General features: G+C 43.4%; 18 protein-coding genes and 2 tRNA genes. All 20 read right to left on the minus strand.

Going from position 1 to position 19,187, the window contains the following annotated elements; genetic code table 11:
• Window positions 1-29 precede the first annotated feature (29 nt).
• A complete protein-coding gene (gene hpt, locus ACMX2I_RS00075; RefSeq protein WP_414955821.1) occupies window positions 30-572 on the minus strand; it encodes a hypoxanthine phosphoribosyltransferase in 543 nt (180 codons plus the stop codon).
• The gene (gene tilS, locus ACMX2I_RS00080) at window positions 569-1,987 is read right to left on the minus strand and encodes a tRNA lysidine(34) synthetase TilS (protein ID WP_414955822.1); all 1,419 of its coding nucleotides are present in this window, start codon (window positions 1,985-1,987) and stop codon (window positions 569-571) included. Before tilS ends, hpt begins: the two co-directional genes overlap by 4 nt.
• 103 nt (window positions 1,988-2,090) lie before the next feature.
• Window positions 2,091-3,107, minus strand: coding sequence for a protein kinase domain-containing protein (locus ACMX2I_RS00085; RefSeq protein WP_394716990.1), 1,017 nt, complete (start codon window positions 3,105-3,107; stop codon window positions 2,091-2,093).
• Window positions 3,073-3,810, minus strand: coding sequence for a VWA domain-containing protein (locus tag ACMX2I_RS00090; protein ID WP_148964466.1), 738 nt, complete (start codon window positions 3,808-3,810; stop codon window positions 3,073-3,075). Before ACMX2I_RS00090 ends, ACMX2I_RS00085 begins: the two co-directional genes overlap by 35 nt.
• Window positions 3,811-3,893: 83 nt before the next feature.
• Entirely contained in the window at window positions 3,894-6,377 is a 2,484-nt protein-coding gene (spoIIE, locus tag ACMX2I_RS00095) for a stage II sporulation protein E (RefSeq protein WP_087991865.1), read from the minus strand.
• Between the two features lie 200 nt (window positions 6,378-6,577).
• A tRNA-Glu gene (locus ACMX2I_RS00100) sits at window positions 6,578-6,649 on the minus strand.
• A gap of 9 nt (window positions 6,650-6,658) precedes the next feature.
• A tRNA-Met gene (locus ACMX2I_RS00105) sits at window positions 6,659-6,735 on the minus strand.
• A gap of 167 nt (window positions 6,736-6,902) precedes the next feature.
• On the minus strand, window positions 6,903-7,289 hold the full coding sequence (locus ACMX2I_RS00110) for a S1 domain-containing RNA-binding protein (protein ID WP_003218379.1): 387 nt from the start codon (window positions 7,287-7,289) through the stop codon (window positions 6,903-6,905).
• An 80-nt stretch (window positions 7,290-7,369) separates the two neighbouring features.
• On the minus strand, window positions 7,370-7,747 hold the full coding sequence (gene divIC, locus ACMX2I_RS00115; RefSeq protein WP_087991866.1) for a cell division protein DivIC: 378 nt from the start codon (window positions 7,745-7,747) through the stop codon (window positions 7,370-7,372).
• A gap of 17 nt (window positions 7,748-7,764) precedes the next feature.
• A complete protein-coding gene (gene yabQ, locus ACMX2I_RS00120; protein WP_087991867.1) occupies window positions 7,765-8,400 on the minus strand; it encodes a spore cortex biosynthesis protein YabQ in 636 nt (211 codons plus the stop codon).
• Window positions 8,397-8,699 carry a sporulation protein YabP gene (gene yabP / locus ACMX2I_RS00125; protein WP_087991868.1) on the minus strand — a complete coding sequence of 101 codons (303 nt, stop codon included), beginning with the start codon at window positions 8,697-8,699 and terminating at the stop codon, window positions 8,397-8,399. Before yabP ends, yabQ begins: the two co-directional genes overlap by 4 nt.
• A 78-nt stretch (window positions 8,700-8,777) precedes the next feature.
• Window positions 8,778-9,038: an RNA-binding S4 domain-containing protein gene (locus ACMX2I_RS00130; RefSeq protein WP_087991869.1), complete on the minus strand. Its 261-nt coding sequence runs from the start codon at window positions 9,036-9,038 to the stop codon at window positions 8,778-8,780.
• A 2-nt stretch (window positions 9,039-9,040) separates the two neighbouring features.
• Entirely contained in the window at window positions 9,041-10,510 is a 1,470-nt protein-coding gene (mazG, locus tag ACMX2I_RS00135) for a nucleoside triphosphate pyrophosphohydrolase (protein ID WP_414955823.1), read from the minus strand.
• Window positions 10,500-12,098 (minus strand): putative polysaccharide biosynthesis protein, encoded by a 1,599-nt coding sequence (locus ACMX2I_RS00140; protein WP_414955824.1) that lies wholly within the window; start codon window positions 12,096-12,098, stop codon window positions 10,500-10,502. The genes mazG and ACMX2I_RS00140 overlap by 11 nt, the downstream gene beginning before the upstream one ends.
• A gap of 183 nt (window positions 12,099-12,281) precedes the next feature.
• Complete coding sequence (spoVT, locus tag ACMX2I_RS00145) at window positions 12,282-12,818, minus strand: stage V sporulation protein T (RefSeq protein WP_148964461.1); 537 nt, start codon at window positions 12,816-12,818, stop codon at window positions 12,282-12,284.
• Window positions 12,819-12,953: 135 nt separating this feature from the next.
• Window positions 12,954-16,487 carry a transcription-repair coupling factor gene (mfd, locus tag ACMX2I_RS00150; protein WP_414955825.1) on the minus strand — a complete coding sequence of 1,178 codons (3,534 nt, stop codon included), beginning with the start codon at window positions 16,485-16,487 and terminating at the stop codon, window positions 12,954-12,956.
• A 69-nt stretch (window positions 16,488-16,556) separates the two neighbouring features.
• On the minus strand, window positions 16,557-16,787 hold the full coding sequence (gene fin, locus ACMX2I_RS00155) for an anti-sigma-F factor Fin (protein WP_087991873.1): 231 nt from the start codon (window positions 16,785-16,787) through the stop codon (window positions 16,557-16,559).
• 59 nt (window positions 16,788-16,846) lie between these two features.
• Complete coding sequence (gene pth / locus ACMX2I_RS00160) at window positions 16,847-17,413, minus strand: aminoacyl-tRNA hydrolase (RefSeq protein WP_414955826.1); 567 nt, start codon at window positions 17,411-17,413, stop codon at window positions 16,847-16,849.
• Between the two features lie 106 nt (window positions 17,414-17,519).
• The gene (locus tag ACMX2I_RS00165; protein ID WP_289346276.1) at window positions 17,520-18,137 is read right to left on the minus strand and encodes a 50S ribosomal protein L25/general stress protein Ctc; all 618 of its coding nucleotides are present in this window, start codon (window positions 18,135-18,137) and stop codon (window positions 17,520-17,522) included.
• 83 nt (window positions 18,138-18,220) lie between these two features.
• Entirely contained in the window at window positions 18,221-19,174 is a 954-nt protein-coding gene (locus ACMX2I_RS00170) for a ribose-phosphate diphosphokinase (RefSeq protein ID WP_064814082.1), read from the minus strand.
• Window positions 19,175-19,187 lie beyond the last annotated feature (13 nt).

Here is a 19,187-nt window from a genome sequence, read left to right on the forward strand (position 1 = left end):
CAATAACCACCTCGGAAGCAGGATGCCGATCAGCTTTCATAAACTGCCGGTTTTAACACTCCGATATAAGGCAGATTGCGATAGCGCTCAGCATAATCAAGTCCGTAACCCACTACAAACGCGTCGGGGACTTCAAAGCCTACAAAGTCTGCTTTAATGTCCGCTTTTCTTCCGCTCGGTTTATCCAAAAGGGTAACAATCTTAATTGATTTTGCTTTACGGTATCGGAAGAGCTCTACTAGATAACTTAAGGTTAACCCACTGTCGATGATATCTTCAATAATTAAGATGTCCCGGCCCTCTACAGATGTATCCAAATCTTTGATGATTTTTACTTCTCCAGAAGAAACCGTGGAATTTCCGTAGCTTGATACATCCATGAAATCCATTTCCAAATATGTATCAATATGCTTGATAAGATCCGCCATAAAAGGAAGCGCTCCTTTTAACACACCGATTGCCAGCGGAAATGTATCTTGATACTCACTCGTTAAGTCTACGCCTAACTCTTTTACTTTCTCTTGTATCTCTTCCTCTGAGATCAGTACTTTCTCGATATCATGTTTCATCATGATTTTGCTTGCCCCCTACACTTTTCATGCTGTCTATATTGTAATACAATGCGGTTGCTGTTTGGAATCACAAGATCTTCAAAAATTGATTTTTTCAAGCCCGGTATCCAGATAATTTCACCGCTTGCATCTGTCACAATCGGCCAGTTGTCTCTTTCTCGGAGAGGCAATTTCTTATCAATAAATATATCCTTTACCTTTTTCGAGCCGTTCATCCCTTTTAGTTTGATCCGGTCTCCAGCTTTTCTTGTCCGAATCGTTAAGGGAAATCGCACCTTTTTTTCACTTGTAATAAAAACAGCATTCCCATGTTCTTCAGGCGATTCCGCATAACGCTTTGCCTCTATCAGAAATCCATTGGGGAGCACTGCCGTTTCATCAGCAGCTCCGCTTATTTGGTATTCAAAGGGAACATTTTTGCACTGCCATTGTTCAAATGTAAACAAACATGTCTGATAAGATTTGACCACCCTCAATCCTTTCGGAAAATCCAATACTCCTGAAGGACTGCCCTTTTCCGCCCAATCGAGAAATTGCTGAATGTGATGAGCTGAAAAGGTTGATGGAACGTTTTCATAAAGATAGTTTAATATTAGTTGAACTCCTCTTCTTTGTAAAGGCATCGGGAGGGCAAGCAATAGAGAGGTATTGATTTCAACTGATGTATTAGACTGGCTTGTGATTACTTTATTCATTTCGTCTTTCGTTAATGACTGTAAGAAATGCTCATCTTCCGTCAGTGCCTCGCTTACTTTCTGAAATCTTTTATGCACATCCGGGGACTCCTGTTTCAAAAACGGGAGCACTGTTTTTCTAAATCTGTTTCTTGTGTAGTCATCTTTGGCGTTGCTTTCATCCGTCCGGTAGCTCAAGCCGTTTTCACGGCAATATTGAAGGATCTCTTCCTTTGTAATGGTTAAGAACGGCCTGATGATCCGCCCCGTCCCAAAACGTCTGACCGGCTGCATTCCCGCAAGTCCCGCTCCAAGCGTGCCCTTAGCCAGTCTCATAAGCATCGTTTCAACCTGGTCATCACCATGATGCGCAAGCGCCAGATAGTCCGCTTGATACTTCGACATGATGTCCTCAAAAAACTGATAGCGGCAATCACGTGCTGCAGCCTGCTTATTAAGAGCTTTTTCCTGTGCATAGGCAGTCACATTGATTTGGGCTGTTTCGCACGCGAGCTGTTCAGCCTTGCAATAAGCTTGAACAAAACGCATGTCCTCCTCGGATTCAGCGCCCCTGAACCGATGGTCAACGTGGGCCGCAATCATATTCACTGAACGGCCGTATAACGTATGCAGCGCGTGAAGAAGAGCCATTGAGTCCGGACCGCCAGAAACGCCTACAATGATTGTCGCCCCTTTTAACGCAAGATTGTGTTTGTTAAAAAAATCTTTGACACTTTTCACAATGTCCTCCTCGAAATGAGCAGGTATTTTAAAGATATTCATATCCTATCACTTTCAATCCTTCCAAGCAAAGAAGAAGCATAGGCTTTGCAGATTGTGCCATTCAGATTAAGAAAAAGATAATGTAGGCGAAATAAAACGCTAAAACGCTGATCACGATAAGCGTTGTTTCAAATAACCCTCCCGACTTAGCCGCTTTCTGTTTAGGGGTATATCGCGTCTTCGTTACTTTCCCTTGACGCGGTTTTTGCTGTCTTTGTCTTGCGACAGGCTGCGGCGGTGCTTTTGAGGCTTGTTTTCCCTGTACTGCCTTTTGCCCTGCATCGAGCATATCTTTTTTCATTTCTTCTGCGGATTGGTAATCTCCGTTCAATGCTGAAAAAAGCACTTTTTTGTACTTTTGCAGCAATGTGTTTCCTTCGATTAGAGACCTAAGCTGTTCCTTAGGCTGGTTTGTTTTCTTGAATTCTTTTTTATGCACGCTGTTGATCATAATCATGGCAACTGCGAACAGATCGTAGGATGACTCAGCTTTTCTTGTTCCATACCCCCAATAGCCCCTGTCGTAAAACTCGGTATACTCTTTTATCGCCCGGCCTTCCTTTGTTGTGCCGCCTACATCAATGCAGCGGATTCTTGCGGGCGGACCGGTTACGATCAGATTATCAGGTTTAAGATCGCCGAATATCCATCCTTGCTGGTGAAGCACCGATAAGCTGGATAACAGCTGAATCATCAATACCGGTATCCATTCTGCTCCTTTATCACTGATATAATTCAAAAGCAGCGGCCCTTTTATGTATTCCATTGCATAAAATGAAACCTTTGTATTGGTACTGAGGATATAGGCATCATCTGTATCAAAAAAAGAAGGCCCCATCGTAACGGACTGGGCCTTTGAGAAAGATTTCAAGACATTCACTTCAGAAGTAATAGACAAGCTGTCATCACTCACCTTTAAGGCAACATGTCCATCTGATGCTTCTGCCAAATACACAATTCCATTGGCCCCTTTTCCAAGCTGTTTACGCAATGTATAAGCGTTTCCGTTCCACTTGCCTTTGATTGTCATACCCGGCTTGAGGCTACATGCCAAACTCGTCAAAGCGTCGTTCATCATCTGCCAGCATGCTCCTTCTTGAGCGGATTTTTTCAAACTGCAGTGTCGCTTCGCGTATCGCCGGACCTGTTGGGGTGATGCCCCCTGTAGACAGCTTTGCAAAGAGCGTGGAAAGAGATTGCAGCTTCGGTGTCCAGTTCAGCACAAGCTCAACCTCTTGTTTTTTCCCGGGAAATATACACATCGCAAATTCGTTATTCCCGATTCGGGAATTGAGACTGACAGACAAATCAATCAACGCCTCTTTTACAGTTGGAAGCTTAGGCGCCATACTTGCACTTGTATCAACAAGAACCAAAACCTGAAGATGAACCGTTTCTCCAAGCTCGTCTACCACTTCCATGACTTCACCGCGTTTTTCCGGTGAAAGCTCCTCCATCTCCACATTCTTTCCGAGGATTTGTTTCAGCTCTTGATTGACTACACCTTGTAAGGTTTGCGTCATCGCTTTTTTTGTTACCATTTGCACGGTTTGTGAAAGCTGAGATGCATAAACGACTTGATGCACGCCACCTCCGGCAAGCGCAATCCCTTCGACTTCCTTCATCGCTTCAGGATCAATTTGGTTTTCTTCCATTATACCAATGACGTTTACCGTAATCCCTTGTTCTTTAGCATAAGCAGCCATTGCAAGCGGGTCTTCCCCATGATTCGAGCAGCCATCCGTTATCAGCAAAATTTGATTTAAATGTCCGTTATTCACATTCATTCCTCCTGGAGAATACGAGGATTCTCAGATTCATATATTCCATCTTCGCCAGAAGAAATTTGATTTATACGAAAGCGTTATGAAATTTCTTGTTTGTTTTGAAAAATGGCCGGAACAGGAATGGATGCCCACTTCGGTGTATTGTGGTCAATCCGGACGACAACAACTGTCATATCATCCTCAATTTGGCCGGATCTCGTGCGAATGACTTCCTCCATGAGCAAATCGGCAATCTCCTGCGGGTCATCTGTTTTTAATCCCTTCATTTTGCGTTTCATCCATAAATCATGATTTTCCACATGCTTAGGGCCCTCAAAAATGCCGTCACTCATCATAATCAAGAGGTCGCCCGCTTTCAGCTGCTCACTCACAACCTCCACATCGAATTCATTAATAATACCGATTGGCAGATTGCTCGCTTGAACTTTCATTACCTGGTCGCCCCGTTTGATAAAGCTAGGCGTCGAACCGACCTTCAAAAATTTACAGCTGGCATCTTGAAGATCGATAATAGATAGGTCAAGCGTGGAATATATCTCGTCAGTTGTCCTTAGGGACAGTATGCTGTTGATCGTTTTAATTGCTATTTTTTCATCAATGCCGGATTCAAGGATTTTCTCAAGAAGCTTGATCGTTTCATTGCTTTCGAAGTGCGCCCTTGCACCATTGCCCATACCGTCACTAATTGCCGCAGCATATTTTCTGGCCCCAAGCTCTATCATGCTGTAGCTGTCGCCGGAGACAAGGCCGCCGCCCTTCGCAGCGTGAGCGGCACCTGTAGATACCCTGTATGATTTTGTTGATCCAAAGGCTACATGACTGTACACATTTGGATGCGGGGAGTGCTGTTCGGCTTTCACAAGAATTTGTTCTTCCAAAATATCAGAAAGCATAGGGGCAATAATTTTTTCACTTTCTCCATGTCCGCTGAACGGAATGGTCATTTCAATATCGATGTTTCCTTGCTCAAGACTATAGATCTCCACATGCTGAATCTCGATTCCGAAATGCTGAAGCGCCTCTATGATTTGTTCTTCCTGCAGAAAGTGCTGTTCTCGCTCTCTTTTTATTTCCCGAGAAAAGTCTGCCATGACTTCAGAAACACCTAAAAGCTGTTCAGCAACTAAACGTCTGCTGTCCTGCACTTTTTTCTTAAGTGTCAAATGGGCATGGTGATGTGCAAGTTCGTCCTCAATCAGCTCTTCAACCTGCTTTGATTTAGAACAATACTGATGAAACTCTTTTTTCAGCCTTCGGTTTGATGCATATTCTTTTTCTTCTGTTTCAAGCATAACTTGCTTCATTAAGTCATATGTTTTATCAAAGTTCTGTACCCAGCACCTGTTTTTCTTGTAGCACGTCTGGCAGGAATGCTCTGTGATTTTGCTTAAAAACAGATCAACTTCGCTGTCATCTTCCGGTTCGTCTGATGCTTGATAAAAGGTGGCAAAGCTTTCAGACAGTGCATGGAATACATTGGAGAACTGATCTACCTTTTGAGCAGTGACATCTCTGATTTTCCTTGCATATTGCTGCTGCTCCTGAAGATGCTCTACAGTTCCCGGAATATATCTCGCCACTTTCTTTGTAATTGATTGAGGTGTAAGCAAAAACAGGCCGACTGCGATTAATGACTCATAGAGTGTTGTCATCAGACCGGCAGAGCCTTCACCATATAATGAAATAAGAAGTGAACCAACGATCAGCCCGATTGCTGCGCCCGCTTTTTTCCCTTCCTTCAGCAAACCGCCTAATAAACCGGAAAAAGCGAGCAGACTCATTTGATAGAGATTTCCGATATTCGCCAAGCCAAGAATCAGACCGGTCACGACACCAACCGTACAGCCAATGCTTGCACCGCCAATAAAGGAAAAACTCAACACAACATAACGTGCCAATATATGTTCTGCCTGCATACCTTGGTAGGACAAGCCGGCAAGCCCTGTCAGCACGGAAGCAATTAGGATCATAAAGCAAATAATTTCTTCTATTTTCAATGATTGTTTCACTTTTTTCACGGTAAAAATCGGAAGGCTCTGAAGGAAAATCAGCGTCAAAATAAAGGATAGTCCAGCTTCAACCACAGCCATTACATAATCATAGGTTGTAAACACGCCATTTTGAGCGTACACAAACCCGGCTCTTGCTGCAGCCATGGAGAAAAACACGACAATCGGGAGTGCTTTCACGCGATCGTCGGTGATGAAGGCGGCCACTTTAGAACATACGAAGAATGCCAGCAATGCCGCTAGTATGAGCAATGAGTGCTTCGGAGAAATGGTCAGCGCACCCGCAAGCACAGCCAGCACCGCATAAAGCGCCTTGTCTCTTCTGATAAGAAGCATCGCTCCAAAGAAAGGAAGTGCGAAAGGAAGCACCTCGGATAATATGAAAGCACGTCCAAGCAAAAATCCGATGACGACATAAATGAACCCTTTATAGAAAAACAGTGAATGCAAATGATGAGTCACTAGCTTCGCGCCCCTGTTAAAAAACGATTGGAGTTTTTCCAAAGCTTGTCCCGCCATTGGCCCGTTCACTCTTCTTTCTGCTTTTTCCATTCCTCTCATCTCCCACCTGTTATATTCGTTGCCTGTCATTATAGCGAAAGCACAGATAGGATTTTGTCAAAAGAAGGGAACAAGACCAAAGAAGTCTTCGACGGTTTCTGCCTAGATATTCGTTTATCAAAAGAATATCCGGAATGTTGTCTAAAAATGAAAAAAACCGGTTTCTGTATCAGAAACCGATTTTCTTAGGATGACCCGTACGGGATTCGAACCCGTGTTACCGCCGTGAAAGGGCGGTGTCTTAACCGCTTGACCAACGGGCCAAACAAATATGGTAGCGGCGGAGGGGATCGAACCCCCGACCTCACGGGTATGAACCGTACGCTCTAGCCAGCTGAGCTACACCGCCATATTGTTTTATGCTTCTAAGCACAAGTTATATAATACAAAGGTTTGTCCTTTTCGTCAACAGAAACTTTAATGTTATAATTTTCTGATTTTTAAAGCGGGGGCGAATTATAAAAAAGCATCCGTCGGGATGAACGGATGCTTCATTTATTTATAGAAAGCAGCAAGTTATCCTCTTCTTGCTCCGCGCCCTCCACGTTTTGATTCCGTATTGCGTTTTAAAGATGACAAGCGATCTTCGCTGTCTTTTAAAAACTTATTCATTTTCTGTTCAAAAGATTCTTTCGGACGGAAATCATTTCTAGGTCTGGCTTGCGGACGGTCTTTAGCTTTTTTAATAGATAAACCAATTTTCCCGTCTTTTTCAACGTTGATGACTTTCACTTCAACTTGGTCGCCGACTTTTAAGTGATCGTTAATGTCTTTGACATAGTTATCAGCTACCTCACTGATGTGAACGAGACCGGTTGAGCCTCCAGGCAATTCAACAAATGCTCCAAAATTTGTAATACCTGTAATTTTCCCTTGCAACTTGCTGCCAACTTCAATCGACATAAAAAAAGTGCTCCTCCTTAGGCTTATAAAAAGATCGTTTGCTTAATTATACCTAAATAAAAATTTAAGTGTCAACAAGGCTACTTGCTCTTCTTCTCCACATTGAAGATAATTTCTCCGTCTCCGGACATGAATAAGTCCCGTCTGGCAAGCTCTGTGACGTAATCCTCATCCTTCAATTTGGATATTTCTTCTTTTAAATCCTCTTGTTTTGTCTTTAAACTTTTTAGTTCTTTTTCAAGCTGTTCTTTCTTTTCTTCTTTTGCGCTAAGGGAAGATGTTTGGGACCATACAGAGCTCGCCAGCACTATTGCCGTCAGAAATACTAGGGCGCCGAATACAGTCAACCGCCTGTACAGCCCTTTGCGTCTTCTTTTCTTCAGCTGATTTTGCCGCTCTACCTGTTCTTTATAGTCATTTTGTATTTCAGTTATCGTTCGTTCCCTGGAAAAATTCAAACCAGACGGTCCTCCTTTCATCTCTTCAAAAAACGTGTAATGGTCGTTCTTATGGTTATCAATAGTTTCTTCTTCTTTTTGAGAAATCCTGCACCTTTTTCTAAATAACGTCTCATAGTTAGACGTATTTTTTCAGGAAGAAGTTTCAAACATTGTTTTGCGATAAAACGGATCGGAAAACACAGAACCATAAATATTTTATATAGACACAACAAAAGAAAAACGATTAGGCGATATGTTTTCTTTAATAAAAACGCCGCTAGCCAAATAATCGCTCCGCATGTCCACAAAATAGGACGAAATAACACGTGCTGAATAAGTTTTTTGAAGAATTGATAAACAGAAACTGCAAGGTAAATGACGAATTTCAGTGTTTTTATATAGATTCGCTTGCAAAGGCTCTGATACGTCGCAATGCCCAGCAGAACCGCTAAAAAGATATACAGCCTGAATTCTCCCTCATTTACACTAAGCAAGACATAAAAGAAAAGCAGCCCCTGCACAATCCAGAAAAGAATATCATGAATAAATAATAGCCATCTGGCAGTTTTGGCACGAATGACAAAGAGCCGGTATGTATCAAGCGACGCGCCAAGCCAGAGACCCATACCGGACATCGCCAGCATTGTATAGAATTGTGTCGTCAGCGTCATTTAAACAACTTGCTAAAAAACCCTTTAGCTTTATCCCCTTGTTGTTCGTCTAAGTACACTAAATCAAATACCCTGCCTTTAATAGATACAATCCCTTTTTCCACATCTAAATTTTTCATCTGCAGGTTTTGGCCTCTGACTGAGAGCATTCCCATCACCGTTTCCAGCAGGAACTCTTCATTGTCAAAGCTCTCCACATGCTTAACCCCTGAAATATCTAAATGCTTCCGGCCTTTCATTGTCACATCGTGCTGTTCCGGAACAGACGAAGAACCGTTTTGATCATAATATGAATTCATCTATTCAGCCCCCATATCCTCGATACTTTTAGCATTATTACTGCATTGTATGAGACGGGGGATATTTTTAGAACAAGCCTATTCGCCGAGTTTTTCTTCTTTTAGAATCGTATACATGTTTGCAGCTTCTTCTTTTTTCGTCGTGTCCTTCAACTCATTTACTTGAACCGTTACAAGCTTTTGGCCGAAGCGGACCTTTAGTTCATCTCCGGCTTTCACGTCAGAGCTTGCTTTTGCCTGGTTTCCGTTAATAGAGATTCGTCCTTGGTCAGCTACTTCCTTTGCTAGTGTACGTCGCTTAATCAGCCGTGATACTTTCAAAAATTTATCTAATCTCATATTTATGATCTCCTCTCAGTTTCTTTTGCTTCATTCCACAGTTTATCCATGTCCTCAAGAGACATATCGGCCAGCTCGATTTCTTGTTCCTTCGCTGTTTTCTCAATATACGAGAACCGTCTCCTGAATTTGTCATTGGTCATCGCCAGTGCTTCCTCCGGTTCTATTTTGTAGAAGCGGGCTGCATTCACCAGTGCGAACAACACGTCGCCAAACTCAGCCTTGAGATTGTGTTCATGAGGCTCTTCAGAAATCTCAGCAGAAAATTCCTTCATTTCCTCGCTTACCTTTTCCCAAATATCGCTGACGTCTTCCCAGTCAAAACCTACTTTTGCTGCTTTTTTCTGCAGTTTAACGGCTTTCGAAAGAGCTGGAAGGGTCTTCGGCACGCTGTCTAATAAGGATGCTTCCGATGTATTTTTTTCGGCTTTTTTTATGTCTTCCCAATTTGCCAAAACATCGTTTTCACCCTGAACCTTAACATCTTTAAACACATGGGGATGTCTTCGGACCATTTTTTCACTAATTCCTTTTATGACATCATCAATTGTGAAATAACCTTCGTCTTCACCGATTTGCGCGTGAAGTAAGACCTGAAGCAAAACGTCGCCAAGCTCTTCGATCATATGGTCTGTGTCTTCTTCGTCAATTGCTTCGAGAAGTTCATAACACTCTTCAATCATGTACTGTTTTAATGACTGATGAGTCTGCTTTTTATCCCACGGACATCCATTAGGCCCGCGAAGCTCTCTAATGATGCTTCGGAACGCGGAGAATTCGTGATAAAGCAGCTTCTCTTCTTTAATCGGCGGAATATACACACTTGTTAAGTTATTCAAGGCGACATTGCGGTCCAGCTCAAATAAAGGCACTGTCTGGATCTCCTCGTCACGGCTTCCTGCTGCAGTCACAATCACAACCTCATAATCATCAGGCAGCTTCATCATCAATGTCAGCTTGACTTCAGAAGCCGTCATTTGGTCGTAAACCTGACAAATGATCAGGTGATGTCTGAGCTCAAGCTCATCCGCAGACAATGTGCCGGCATCCACAAATTGAAAGCCTTCAATCGGGTCAATTTGCAGGGCATTAAATGTGGCATCAAGAAAACTTTGTCCTCCTGCGACTTTTACTTGCACGTTTTTCTCTTCCTGCCGATCCGTCAGCAGCTGTACTGTTTTTTCCGCAACAAAAGGGTGTCCCGGCACAGCATAAACCACGTCCTCTTCCTGCGCCGCTTCAAAGAGGATATCAGCAATTTCTTCATATACGGCATCGAATTGGTCGTGTTTCTCATATATATCGTCAAAAAAAAGGATGTTCTTCGTATCTTTTTCAAGCTCCTGAATTAAGGGATGATCCTTGGTTCTGACATACAGCGTATCTGCCTTCGTCAGCAGCTTATGTATGCCAATTGTCAATTGGTCCATGTCTCCGGCACCAAGTCCGACAACTGTAATATTACCCGCCATTTTGTTCTCTCCTTCTCCTGATTTTGCTTAACTTACTGCCAAAAGGCACACTGTTCAGCTCTTCATCTGTAAATATTCCCAACTTCATCATACAACAAATAAACACCGCGCCACCAATGGCGACAGCGGACAGACTTTCAATCGCAGCCGCTCCTCTTCCTGCTGCAGGAATCAAGAAAGTCCAGAGACGCATATATACAAGCAAGACAGCTGACATCAAAAGGGCGGATCCAATGATCGGAATCATAACGCCTCTGAGCTTACCGAGCCATTCCTTTTGCCGAAGCAGATACAAGTTAAGAGCGGCTACAGCCGCAAAGGAAGCCACTGTAGCAAGCGATGCGCCTTCAATCCCATAGCGCGGAACCAAAAGAGTATTTAACACCCATTTCACTGCCACACCCGCGACCACCGCTATCGCAGGAAAAACTGTGTATCCCGCGCCTTGCAAAACTGCGGCTGCCGTGACCGCCAAGGATGCAAACAAAATGGAGCAGCTAAATACTTGTAACGCAGCTGTCCCTTCACCATTTTGAAACAGCATGATGTTGACCGGCTCAAGAATGCAAATCAATCCAGCCGACGCGCCTGTACCCAGCACAAGACACAATTTTAAAGATGACGCGGCTTTTTCTTTCATGATCTTAAGCTCTTTGTTCTTTACGGCCTTGGAAATATACGGAACGAGTGATGTCGCTATGCTCACCGCGAAAACGGAACCGAGCTGCAGCAAAGGCTGCCCCCGATCATAAATCCCCTTTAGGCGTTTTGCTTCTTCGCTTGCCTCACCGCCCGAAAGCAAAGCATATAAATTCAACGCATCGACAAGCTGGATCAACAAAAGGAGCAAACTGCTTATACAAATGGTAATAGAATATAAAAGCAGTTTTTTTACCAATTCTTTTGTTGTTATGACATTTTCATTTTGGCTACCCGTTTGTTTGTCTCTTTTCGTTTTGAACCAAAAAAATCCAAGTATGATCAATGCAACTAAACTTCCGGCAAGAGACCCGGAAGCGGCTGCCGCTCCGACAGTATAAAGCGAGGCTCCCTTTTTGACGAGCCAAAATGATAAGCCCAGAAGCACCGCAACCCGCAGTAACTGCTCTGTCATCTGCGATAAGGCTGAAGGGAGCATGTCGTGCCGCCCTTGAAAACCGCCTCTAAGCAACGCGACAAACGGGAACAGCAAAAATGAAAACGCAGTCACTTGAATTAACACGGCGAGATGTGAATCTCCCATAAAAAGTGCGATTGGAGCAGCACCCATATATAAGCAAAGAAATAATAAAATACCGATTAAAGATAAAAACAACGCTGATATTTTTAATATGGTGTGATGGCTTTTTTCACTATAATCATTCATCAGTTTCGAAATAATGACCGGAAATCCTGATGTTGACAGCATGACCGCAATACCAAGAAAGGGATATACCTGCTGATATATATAAAATCCAACATCTCCGACAATGTTTTGAAACGGGACTCTGTAAACGGCGCTTAATATTTTTGAGATGACGCCTGCCAGAATTAAAACAACAGCCCCCTGCCAAATCCAATGCCGTTTGACGCCTATTGAATCGTCCATCCAAAAGCTCCTCTCCGAACGTCAGGGACAATACGGTTCACGTATTGCCGCGGCACAAATAAAAACGAGGTTATTATACCACATCCCAACCCTCGGAATCCTTTCTGGGCATGCACGAAAAAAGAACAGCGTCCCCAGGAGAGCTGTTCTTTTCATACCTATTTTCGATAAAAGGAATAAGACCTACTGTTCCATTTGTCGCGCCAAAAATCCAGCTGCTGTCTCAACGGCTTTATGCTCTACTTCGCCCATTGTCTGATCCTTTGAAAAAATAATCACGGCGCCTATCGGATCACCATTCGCCACAATCGGGCAGACAGTGTAAGAATTCATGTCCTCATCTATGCCATTAACAAGCTGTACTGATTTCGCATCACTCTCAAGCACGGAACTGCGCTGATCCATTGTTTTTTCCAGCATTTCACTGATCGGCTTGTTTAAGTAGTCTTTTTTTGAGCTGCCGGACACGGCAATATAGACATCACGGTCACAAATCAGTACTGAATGTCCGAGACTGTCATAAAGCGCGTCTGCATACTCCTTTGCAAAGTCTCCAAGCTCACTGATCGGAGAGTACTTTTTCAAAATGACTTCTCCGTCACGATCTACAAAAATCTCAAGCGGATCGCCTTCCCTGATTCTCAGAGTTCTACGAATTTCTTTAGGAATCACGACCCGACCTAAGTCATCAATACGACGTACGATACCGGTTGCTTTCATCTCTGGTGCCTCTCTTTCATTTGATGGTATATACATGTGGGAAAGACCTAAAGCAGTTACTTTATGTACCTTCCGCCTCGCTTGAAATTAGTATCCGTCACATCAAATGTAATATACACCAGAGAGTAACAAAATTTACGTTGAAGAAATGGTTTGCTTTTTCACATTTTTTAAGCCTTTCAGCATGCCCAGCACGGTTTCGAGCCATTCATCGGCACTGCGGCCTTTCGTCTGTATGGAAATTTTGAGTTTTTTTCCTTCCATTCCCAGTCCGATTTGTCTGCCATATTTATTGCCGAGCTCAAACAGCTTCTGTCCGTCAATTTCAGCACTTGCTTCTTCAGAAATCGTCAATCTGACAGCATCTTTATCCTGCTTAATCAGCTCAACACGTTCATGTTTCGCATGAACCTTCATTTCTGCAACAGTAAACAAGTATTCAACTTCTTTTGGATAGTTTCCAAATCGGTCGATCATTTCGTCTTGAAGTTCATTCTTTTCTTCGATTGTAGCCACAGACCTGAAGCGTTTATACATATCAATTTTCTGTTTTCCGTCTTGAATATAAGTTTCAGGAATATAGGCATCAAGCTCGACATCAATTTCTGTTTCAAACTTTTCCGTTTTCGCTGTGTCTCCTTTACGCTCTTCAATGGCCTCCTTCAGCATTTGTGAATAGAGGTCAAATCCGACCGAGTCGATGAAGCCGTGCTGCTGGGCGCCGAGAAGATTCCCGGCTCCACGAATCGTTAAGTCACGCATTGCGATTTTAAAACCGGAACCAAGCTCTGTGAATTCTTTAATGGCCTGCAGCCTTTTTTCAGCAACTTCTGTCAGTACTTTATCGCGGCGGTACGTAAAGTACGCATACGCCACACGATTAGAACGGCCGACACGCCCCCGCAGCTGATAAAGCTGAGAAAGTCCCATTTTGTCGGCGTCAAATACAATCAGCGTATTGACGTTCGGGATGTCTACGCCGGTTTCAATAATGGTTGTGCTTACGAGAACGTCTGATTCTCCTTCAAGAAAACTTAGCATAACGGTTTCTAGTTCGTTTTCTGTCATTTTCCCATGCGCATACGCTACCTTCGCGTCAGGGACAAGCATAGAGATCTCATCCGCTTTCCGCTCAATATCCTCTACCCGGTTGTACAAGAAATAGACCTGGCCTCCACGCGCAAGCTCACGTTCAATCGCCTCTCTGACAAGGGCGCCGTTGTATTCCACAACATACGTCTGTACGGGGAAGCGGTTTTCTGGCGGAGTCTCAATGACTGAAAGATCCCTTACACCAAGCATAGACATATGCAGCGTACGCGGAATAGGCGTCGCGGTTAATGTTAATACATCCACATTGGCTTTGATCTGCTTGATCTTTTCTTTATGGGTTACACCGAAACGCTGCTCTTCATCAATGATGAGGAGCCCTAAGTCTTTATAAACGACATCTTTGGATAGCAGCCGGTGCGTTCCGATGACGATATCAACAGTACCGTTTTTCAATCCTTTGAGCGTTTCGTTCGCTTCTTTCCTCGTTCTGAATCTGCTGAGCAGGCCGATATTAATCGGATAGTCCTGGAAGCGCTCAGTAATGGTTTCATAGTGCTGCTGTGCCAAAATTGTTGTCGGAACAAGCAGCGCTACCTGCTTTCCGTCACTTATCGCCTTAAATGCAGCACGTATAGCAACCTCTGTTTTTCCATAGCCCACATCTCCGCATAGCAAGCGGTCCATCGGACGTTCTCGTTCCATGTCCTTTTTGATTTCGTGAATGGAACGGAGCTGATCCTCCGTCTCTTGATAAGGGAACGCCGATTCAAATTCCCGCTGCATCTCATGATCAGGAGTAAACGCATAGCCTTTGCTCGCTTCTCTTTCGGCATAAAGCTTAATTAAGTCATCCGCAATATCCTGAACCGATGTCTCTACTTTTTTCTTGACCCGCTTCCATTCGCTTCCGCCTAATTTATACAGCTTCGGCTCTTTTCCTTCGGAGCCAACATACTTTTGCACTTGGTCAATTTGCTCGACAGGTACGTATAGCTTGTCGCTTCCCTGATAATGAATGTTTAAATAGTCTTTGTGGATCCCATTGATTTCAAGGGTTTCAATCCCCAAATACTTTCCGATCCCGTGATTAATATGAACGACATAATCACCGATTTGAAGCTCGGAATAGCTCTTGATGCGCTCCGCATTTGTAAGCTTCTGTTTACGAGGCTTCTTTTTCACACGGTTTTTGAACAGTTCTTCTTCTGTAATAACAGCAAGCTTCATTAACGGCAGCTCAAATCCCGATTGCAGCTCACCTTCCATGATATAGACCTGTCCCTGAACAAGCGCTTTTTTGCTGTCCGTCACGGCGGCTTCGATTTCATAATCAGCCAGAACAGAAGATAACCTCTGTGTACGTTCCTTGTTTGCACCTAAGAATACAACGGTGAAGTTTGATTTTTTAAAGCGTTCCATTTCACCCGCGAGCACGTTCATTTGGCCATGAAAACTCTGCATTTGTCTGCTTGACACATTGACGATATTTTGCGGGCTCGTATGCTGTACATGCCGCAAAAATAAAGAATAGTACAGCAGAGACCGTTTTTGTCCAGATACTATTTTTTGGAAGTCGAATGACAAACTGATGTCATGCAAAATCTTCCCTTCCTCAAGAAGGTTTGTTATGAACTCCGCTTCTTCTTTTTGAAGCTGCTCTTCCATCTCATGAATCCGGCTGACTTCATCTAAAATCAGAAGTGTGTTATCAGGTGTATAATCTAGTAAACTAGCAGGCTTTTCATAGAAGTATGAGAGATACTTCACCAGTTCCTGATCTGTCTGACCTTCAGACAAGCGTTCTTTGTCATGAGAAATATTCGTATGAAGAATTTCTTTTTGCTTGTCGTTCTTTAATTTTTTTAGGCTTGCGGCAAGGCCTTTATCAAGTTTCTCCATCGCCCGAACTTTTTCTTCAGATCTGATAATCAGTTCCTTAGCAGGGCCAACATTGATAGAGGTAAGGGTCTCAATTGACCGCTGATCATCTGAGTTAAAGCTGCGGATTGAATCCACTTCGGTGTCAAAAAGTTCAATTCTCACCGGATGCTCTGAAGTCAGCGGGTATATGTCAATGATTCCTCCGCGAATGCTGAATTCCCCGGGTGCAGACACCATATCAGACCGCTCATATCCTACCTCTACCAGCCGTGATGCGAGCTGATCAGGTTCGATATCATCGCCAACTTGAATGAGCATTTGACTGTTTTTCCACACCTCTACAGGCGGCAGCATTCTTCTGATTGCAGCTACAGGAGCAACGACAATTGGCGCTTCTCCATTCGTTAATCTATTAATGACATCTAATCGCTGCGCCCGCAATTCGGGGCTTGCGACTGCTATTTCTGATGAAATAAGTTCATTGACGGGGTACAAAAGGACAGATCGATCCCCTAGGAGTACAGTCAGATCATCCGTTACTTTCTGGGCTTGATATAAATTATGGGTGATTAGAAAGATAGGCTTATTCGTTTCATTAGCCAAGGCAGAAGTAAAAACAGAACGCGCGGAACCCGACAGACCCGCGAGCAGCTGTTCCTTCAGCCCCTCGTGTAAACCGTTGATGATGGATTTAAAGTCATCGCTTTCTTTTATAAAGGTTTGAATGTTGTCCATATGGCCCCTCCTCTCTGTTTCCTGTGAGAACAGAAAAACGCTTTGGTCTAGTATCTACACCAAAGCTTTTTATTGAATAAATGTGTGATGTTCATGGTAATGCGGATTTCGGTCAAGCGCCTCTTGGCAATCTTCACATATTGTCAAAACTTGAACATCTCCATTTTCTTTATAAGAAATCATATCGTTTCTTTCTTCGTTTGTTAAGTGCTGAAAACCGAGTGAGTCAGTCGATACCATGGAAGATTCGAGACTGCCTACTTTCACTCCGCAATGACGGCAATAATAATGCAAAGCCATACAAGGGACCTCCTGATGAAAAAGTTATTTTGGTGTAGTATGGGCTTTGTTGATTCATTTTATACCTTTGCGTTAAATTCGTTCATGACTTCTAAAAACGGCTTGCTCAGAGAAGCTTGACAAGCCTTCACAGATTTTTCGATCGCTTCACCTATATCAGGTGCCTCCTCCTTGGTGAAGGAGCCTAACACATAGTCAACGACCTTCATACCGTTTACAGGCCGGCCGATTCCGATGCGGATGCGGTCAAACTCGGATGTTCCAAGATGCTGGATCAATGACTTGATGCCATTGTGCCCTCCGGCGCTTCCTTTTGTTCTTAAACGGATCTTGCCAGCCGGAAGATCAAGATCGTCGTAAATGACTGTTAAATCTTCGTTTTCGACATCATAATAGTCCATTAAAGGCCGCAAACATTCTCCTGATAAATTCATATATGTAAGCGGTTTAACAAGTAGAACCTTTTTGCCGGAAACAAATCCAGTTCCGTATAATCCATTAAATTTATTTTGATTCAGCTCAATATTCCATTCCTTCGCAAGCTGATCTATCACCATAAATCCGACATTATGCCGTGTGTTTTCATAGTTTTTCCCCGGGTTTCCGAGACCGGCAATCACAAGCATGGCGAATCCTCCCTTAGTCACATAAACTCCCGTCTGCATAGCGGGCTATAATTCTTCTCATTCTAGCACAAAAGACGTAACCGCGGGAGGGTTACGCCTTAAGCTATTAATGTTCTTTGTTTTCACCTTCAGGCTGAGCATCGGCAGATTCCTCTTCATCTATCTCAGCTGCTTCCTGTTGCTGCGGAGGAAGGATAGAAGCTACGACCTCATCTGATTCTTGATTAAAGGCGTAGTCACCGTCAGCAGCCAGATCCGCAATAGTGAGTACCTCATTTACATCAAGGTTTGAAATATCAGCCTCAATCGTTTGCGGAATGGCTTTTGGCTTTGCCTTTACAGTAAGTGCATGCAGCGGCTGCTGCAATACGCCTCCGTTTTTCACTCCGATGGCTTCTCCGGTCAAATGAATCGGAACTTCCACCTCAATGTCTTCACTCATATTGACCACTTGAAAGTCAGCGTGAGTGATTTCATTTTTCAGCGGGTCCGTTTGCAGGTCTGTCACCATGACAGAATGTTTTTCTCCGCTGACGTCAAGCGTGATGACTGTATTTTTACCTTCGTCCCTCAGCGTTTTAATCAGCTCCACACTGTCTAATGATACAGGTTTGTTTCCCGTGTCATTCCCATATATGATACCTGGAACATGTCCTGAAGTACGGATATTCCGAAGAGACGAACGAGTAAAATCCGTTCTTTCTTTTGCCGTTAAAGTTGCCATATTCAGCACCATCCTATAATCGTTTTATTGTCCTACTACAAACAATACCCATAACGATAAGGATTTAAACCTCAAAAGTCGGTTTAGCTAAACAGATAGCTGACTGATTGCTGTTCATGAACACGAATAATGGCTTCAGCCAAAAGCGGTCCGACTGAAAGCTGCTTAAACCGTTCAATTTTCTTTTCTTCAGGAAGCTTGATGCTGTTTGTCACAACAAGCTCTTTAATTGTTGAATTATTAATACGTTCAACAGCAGGGCCTGATAGTACAGGGTGTGTGCAGCATGCATATACTTCTTTCGCTCCGTTTTCAACGAGCGCATTAGCAGCAAGTGTAATGGTACCTGCAGTATCGATAATGTCATCGATAAGGATAGCGGTCTTCCCTTCGATATTACCTACAATATTCATGACTTCCGCCACGTTTGGACGCGGACGGCGTTTATCGATTATCGCAATTGGCGCTTTTAGTCGATCAGCCAGTTTGCGGGCGCGTGTCACACCGCCGTGGTCTGGTGAAACAATGACGATATCTTCAAGGTTTTTGCCTTCAAAATATTCTCCTAAAATCGGAACACCCATTAAGTGGTCAATCGGTATATCAAAGAATCCTTGAATTTGCGGCGCATGCAGGTCAAGTGCAATTACGCGAGTAGCACCGGCTGTTTCAAGCAGGTTTGCGAAAAGTTTTGCTGTGATTGGCTCACGGGATCTTGCTTTTCTGTCTTGACGCGCATAACCATAATAAGGAATAACAATGTTAATCGTTTTTGCAGAAGCGCGTTTTAACGCATCTACCATAATTAACAGTTCCATAATATGCTCGTTAACGGGGGCACTTGTAGACTGGATGATATAGCAGTCACATCCGCGAATACTTTCTTCGATATTAATTTGGACTTCCCCGTCACTAAATCTTGTGACAGAACATTTCCCTAATTGAACTCCAACTATATCTGCGATTTCTTTTGCAAGCTCTGGATTCGAATTCAAAGAAAAAATCTTTAAATTCTTATCTCCGTATTGATTAGACATGGATAAACCTCCG

The sequence above is a fragment of the Bacillus sp. SW14 genome (assembly GCF_047608225.1).
Classification (GTDB): domain Bacteria; phylum Bacillota; class Bacilli; order Bacillales; family Bacillaceae; genus Bacillus; species Bacillus subtilis_G.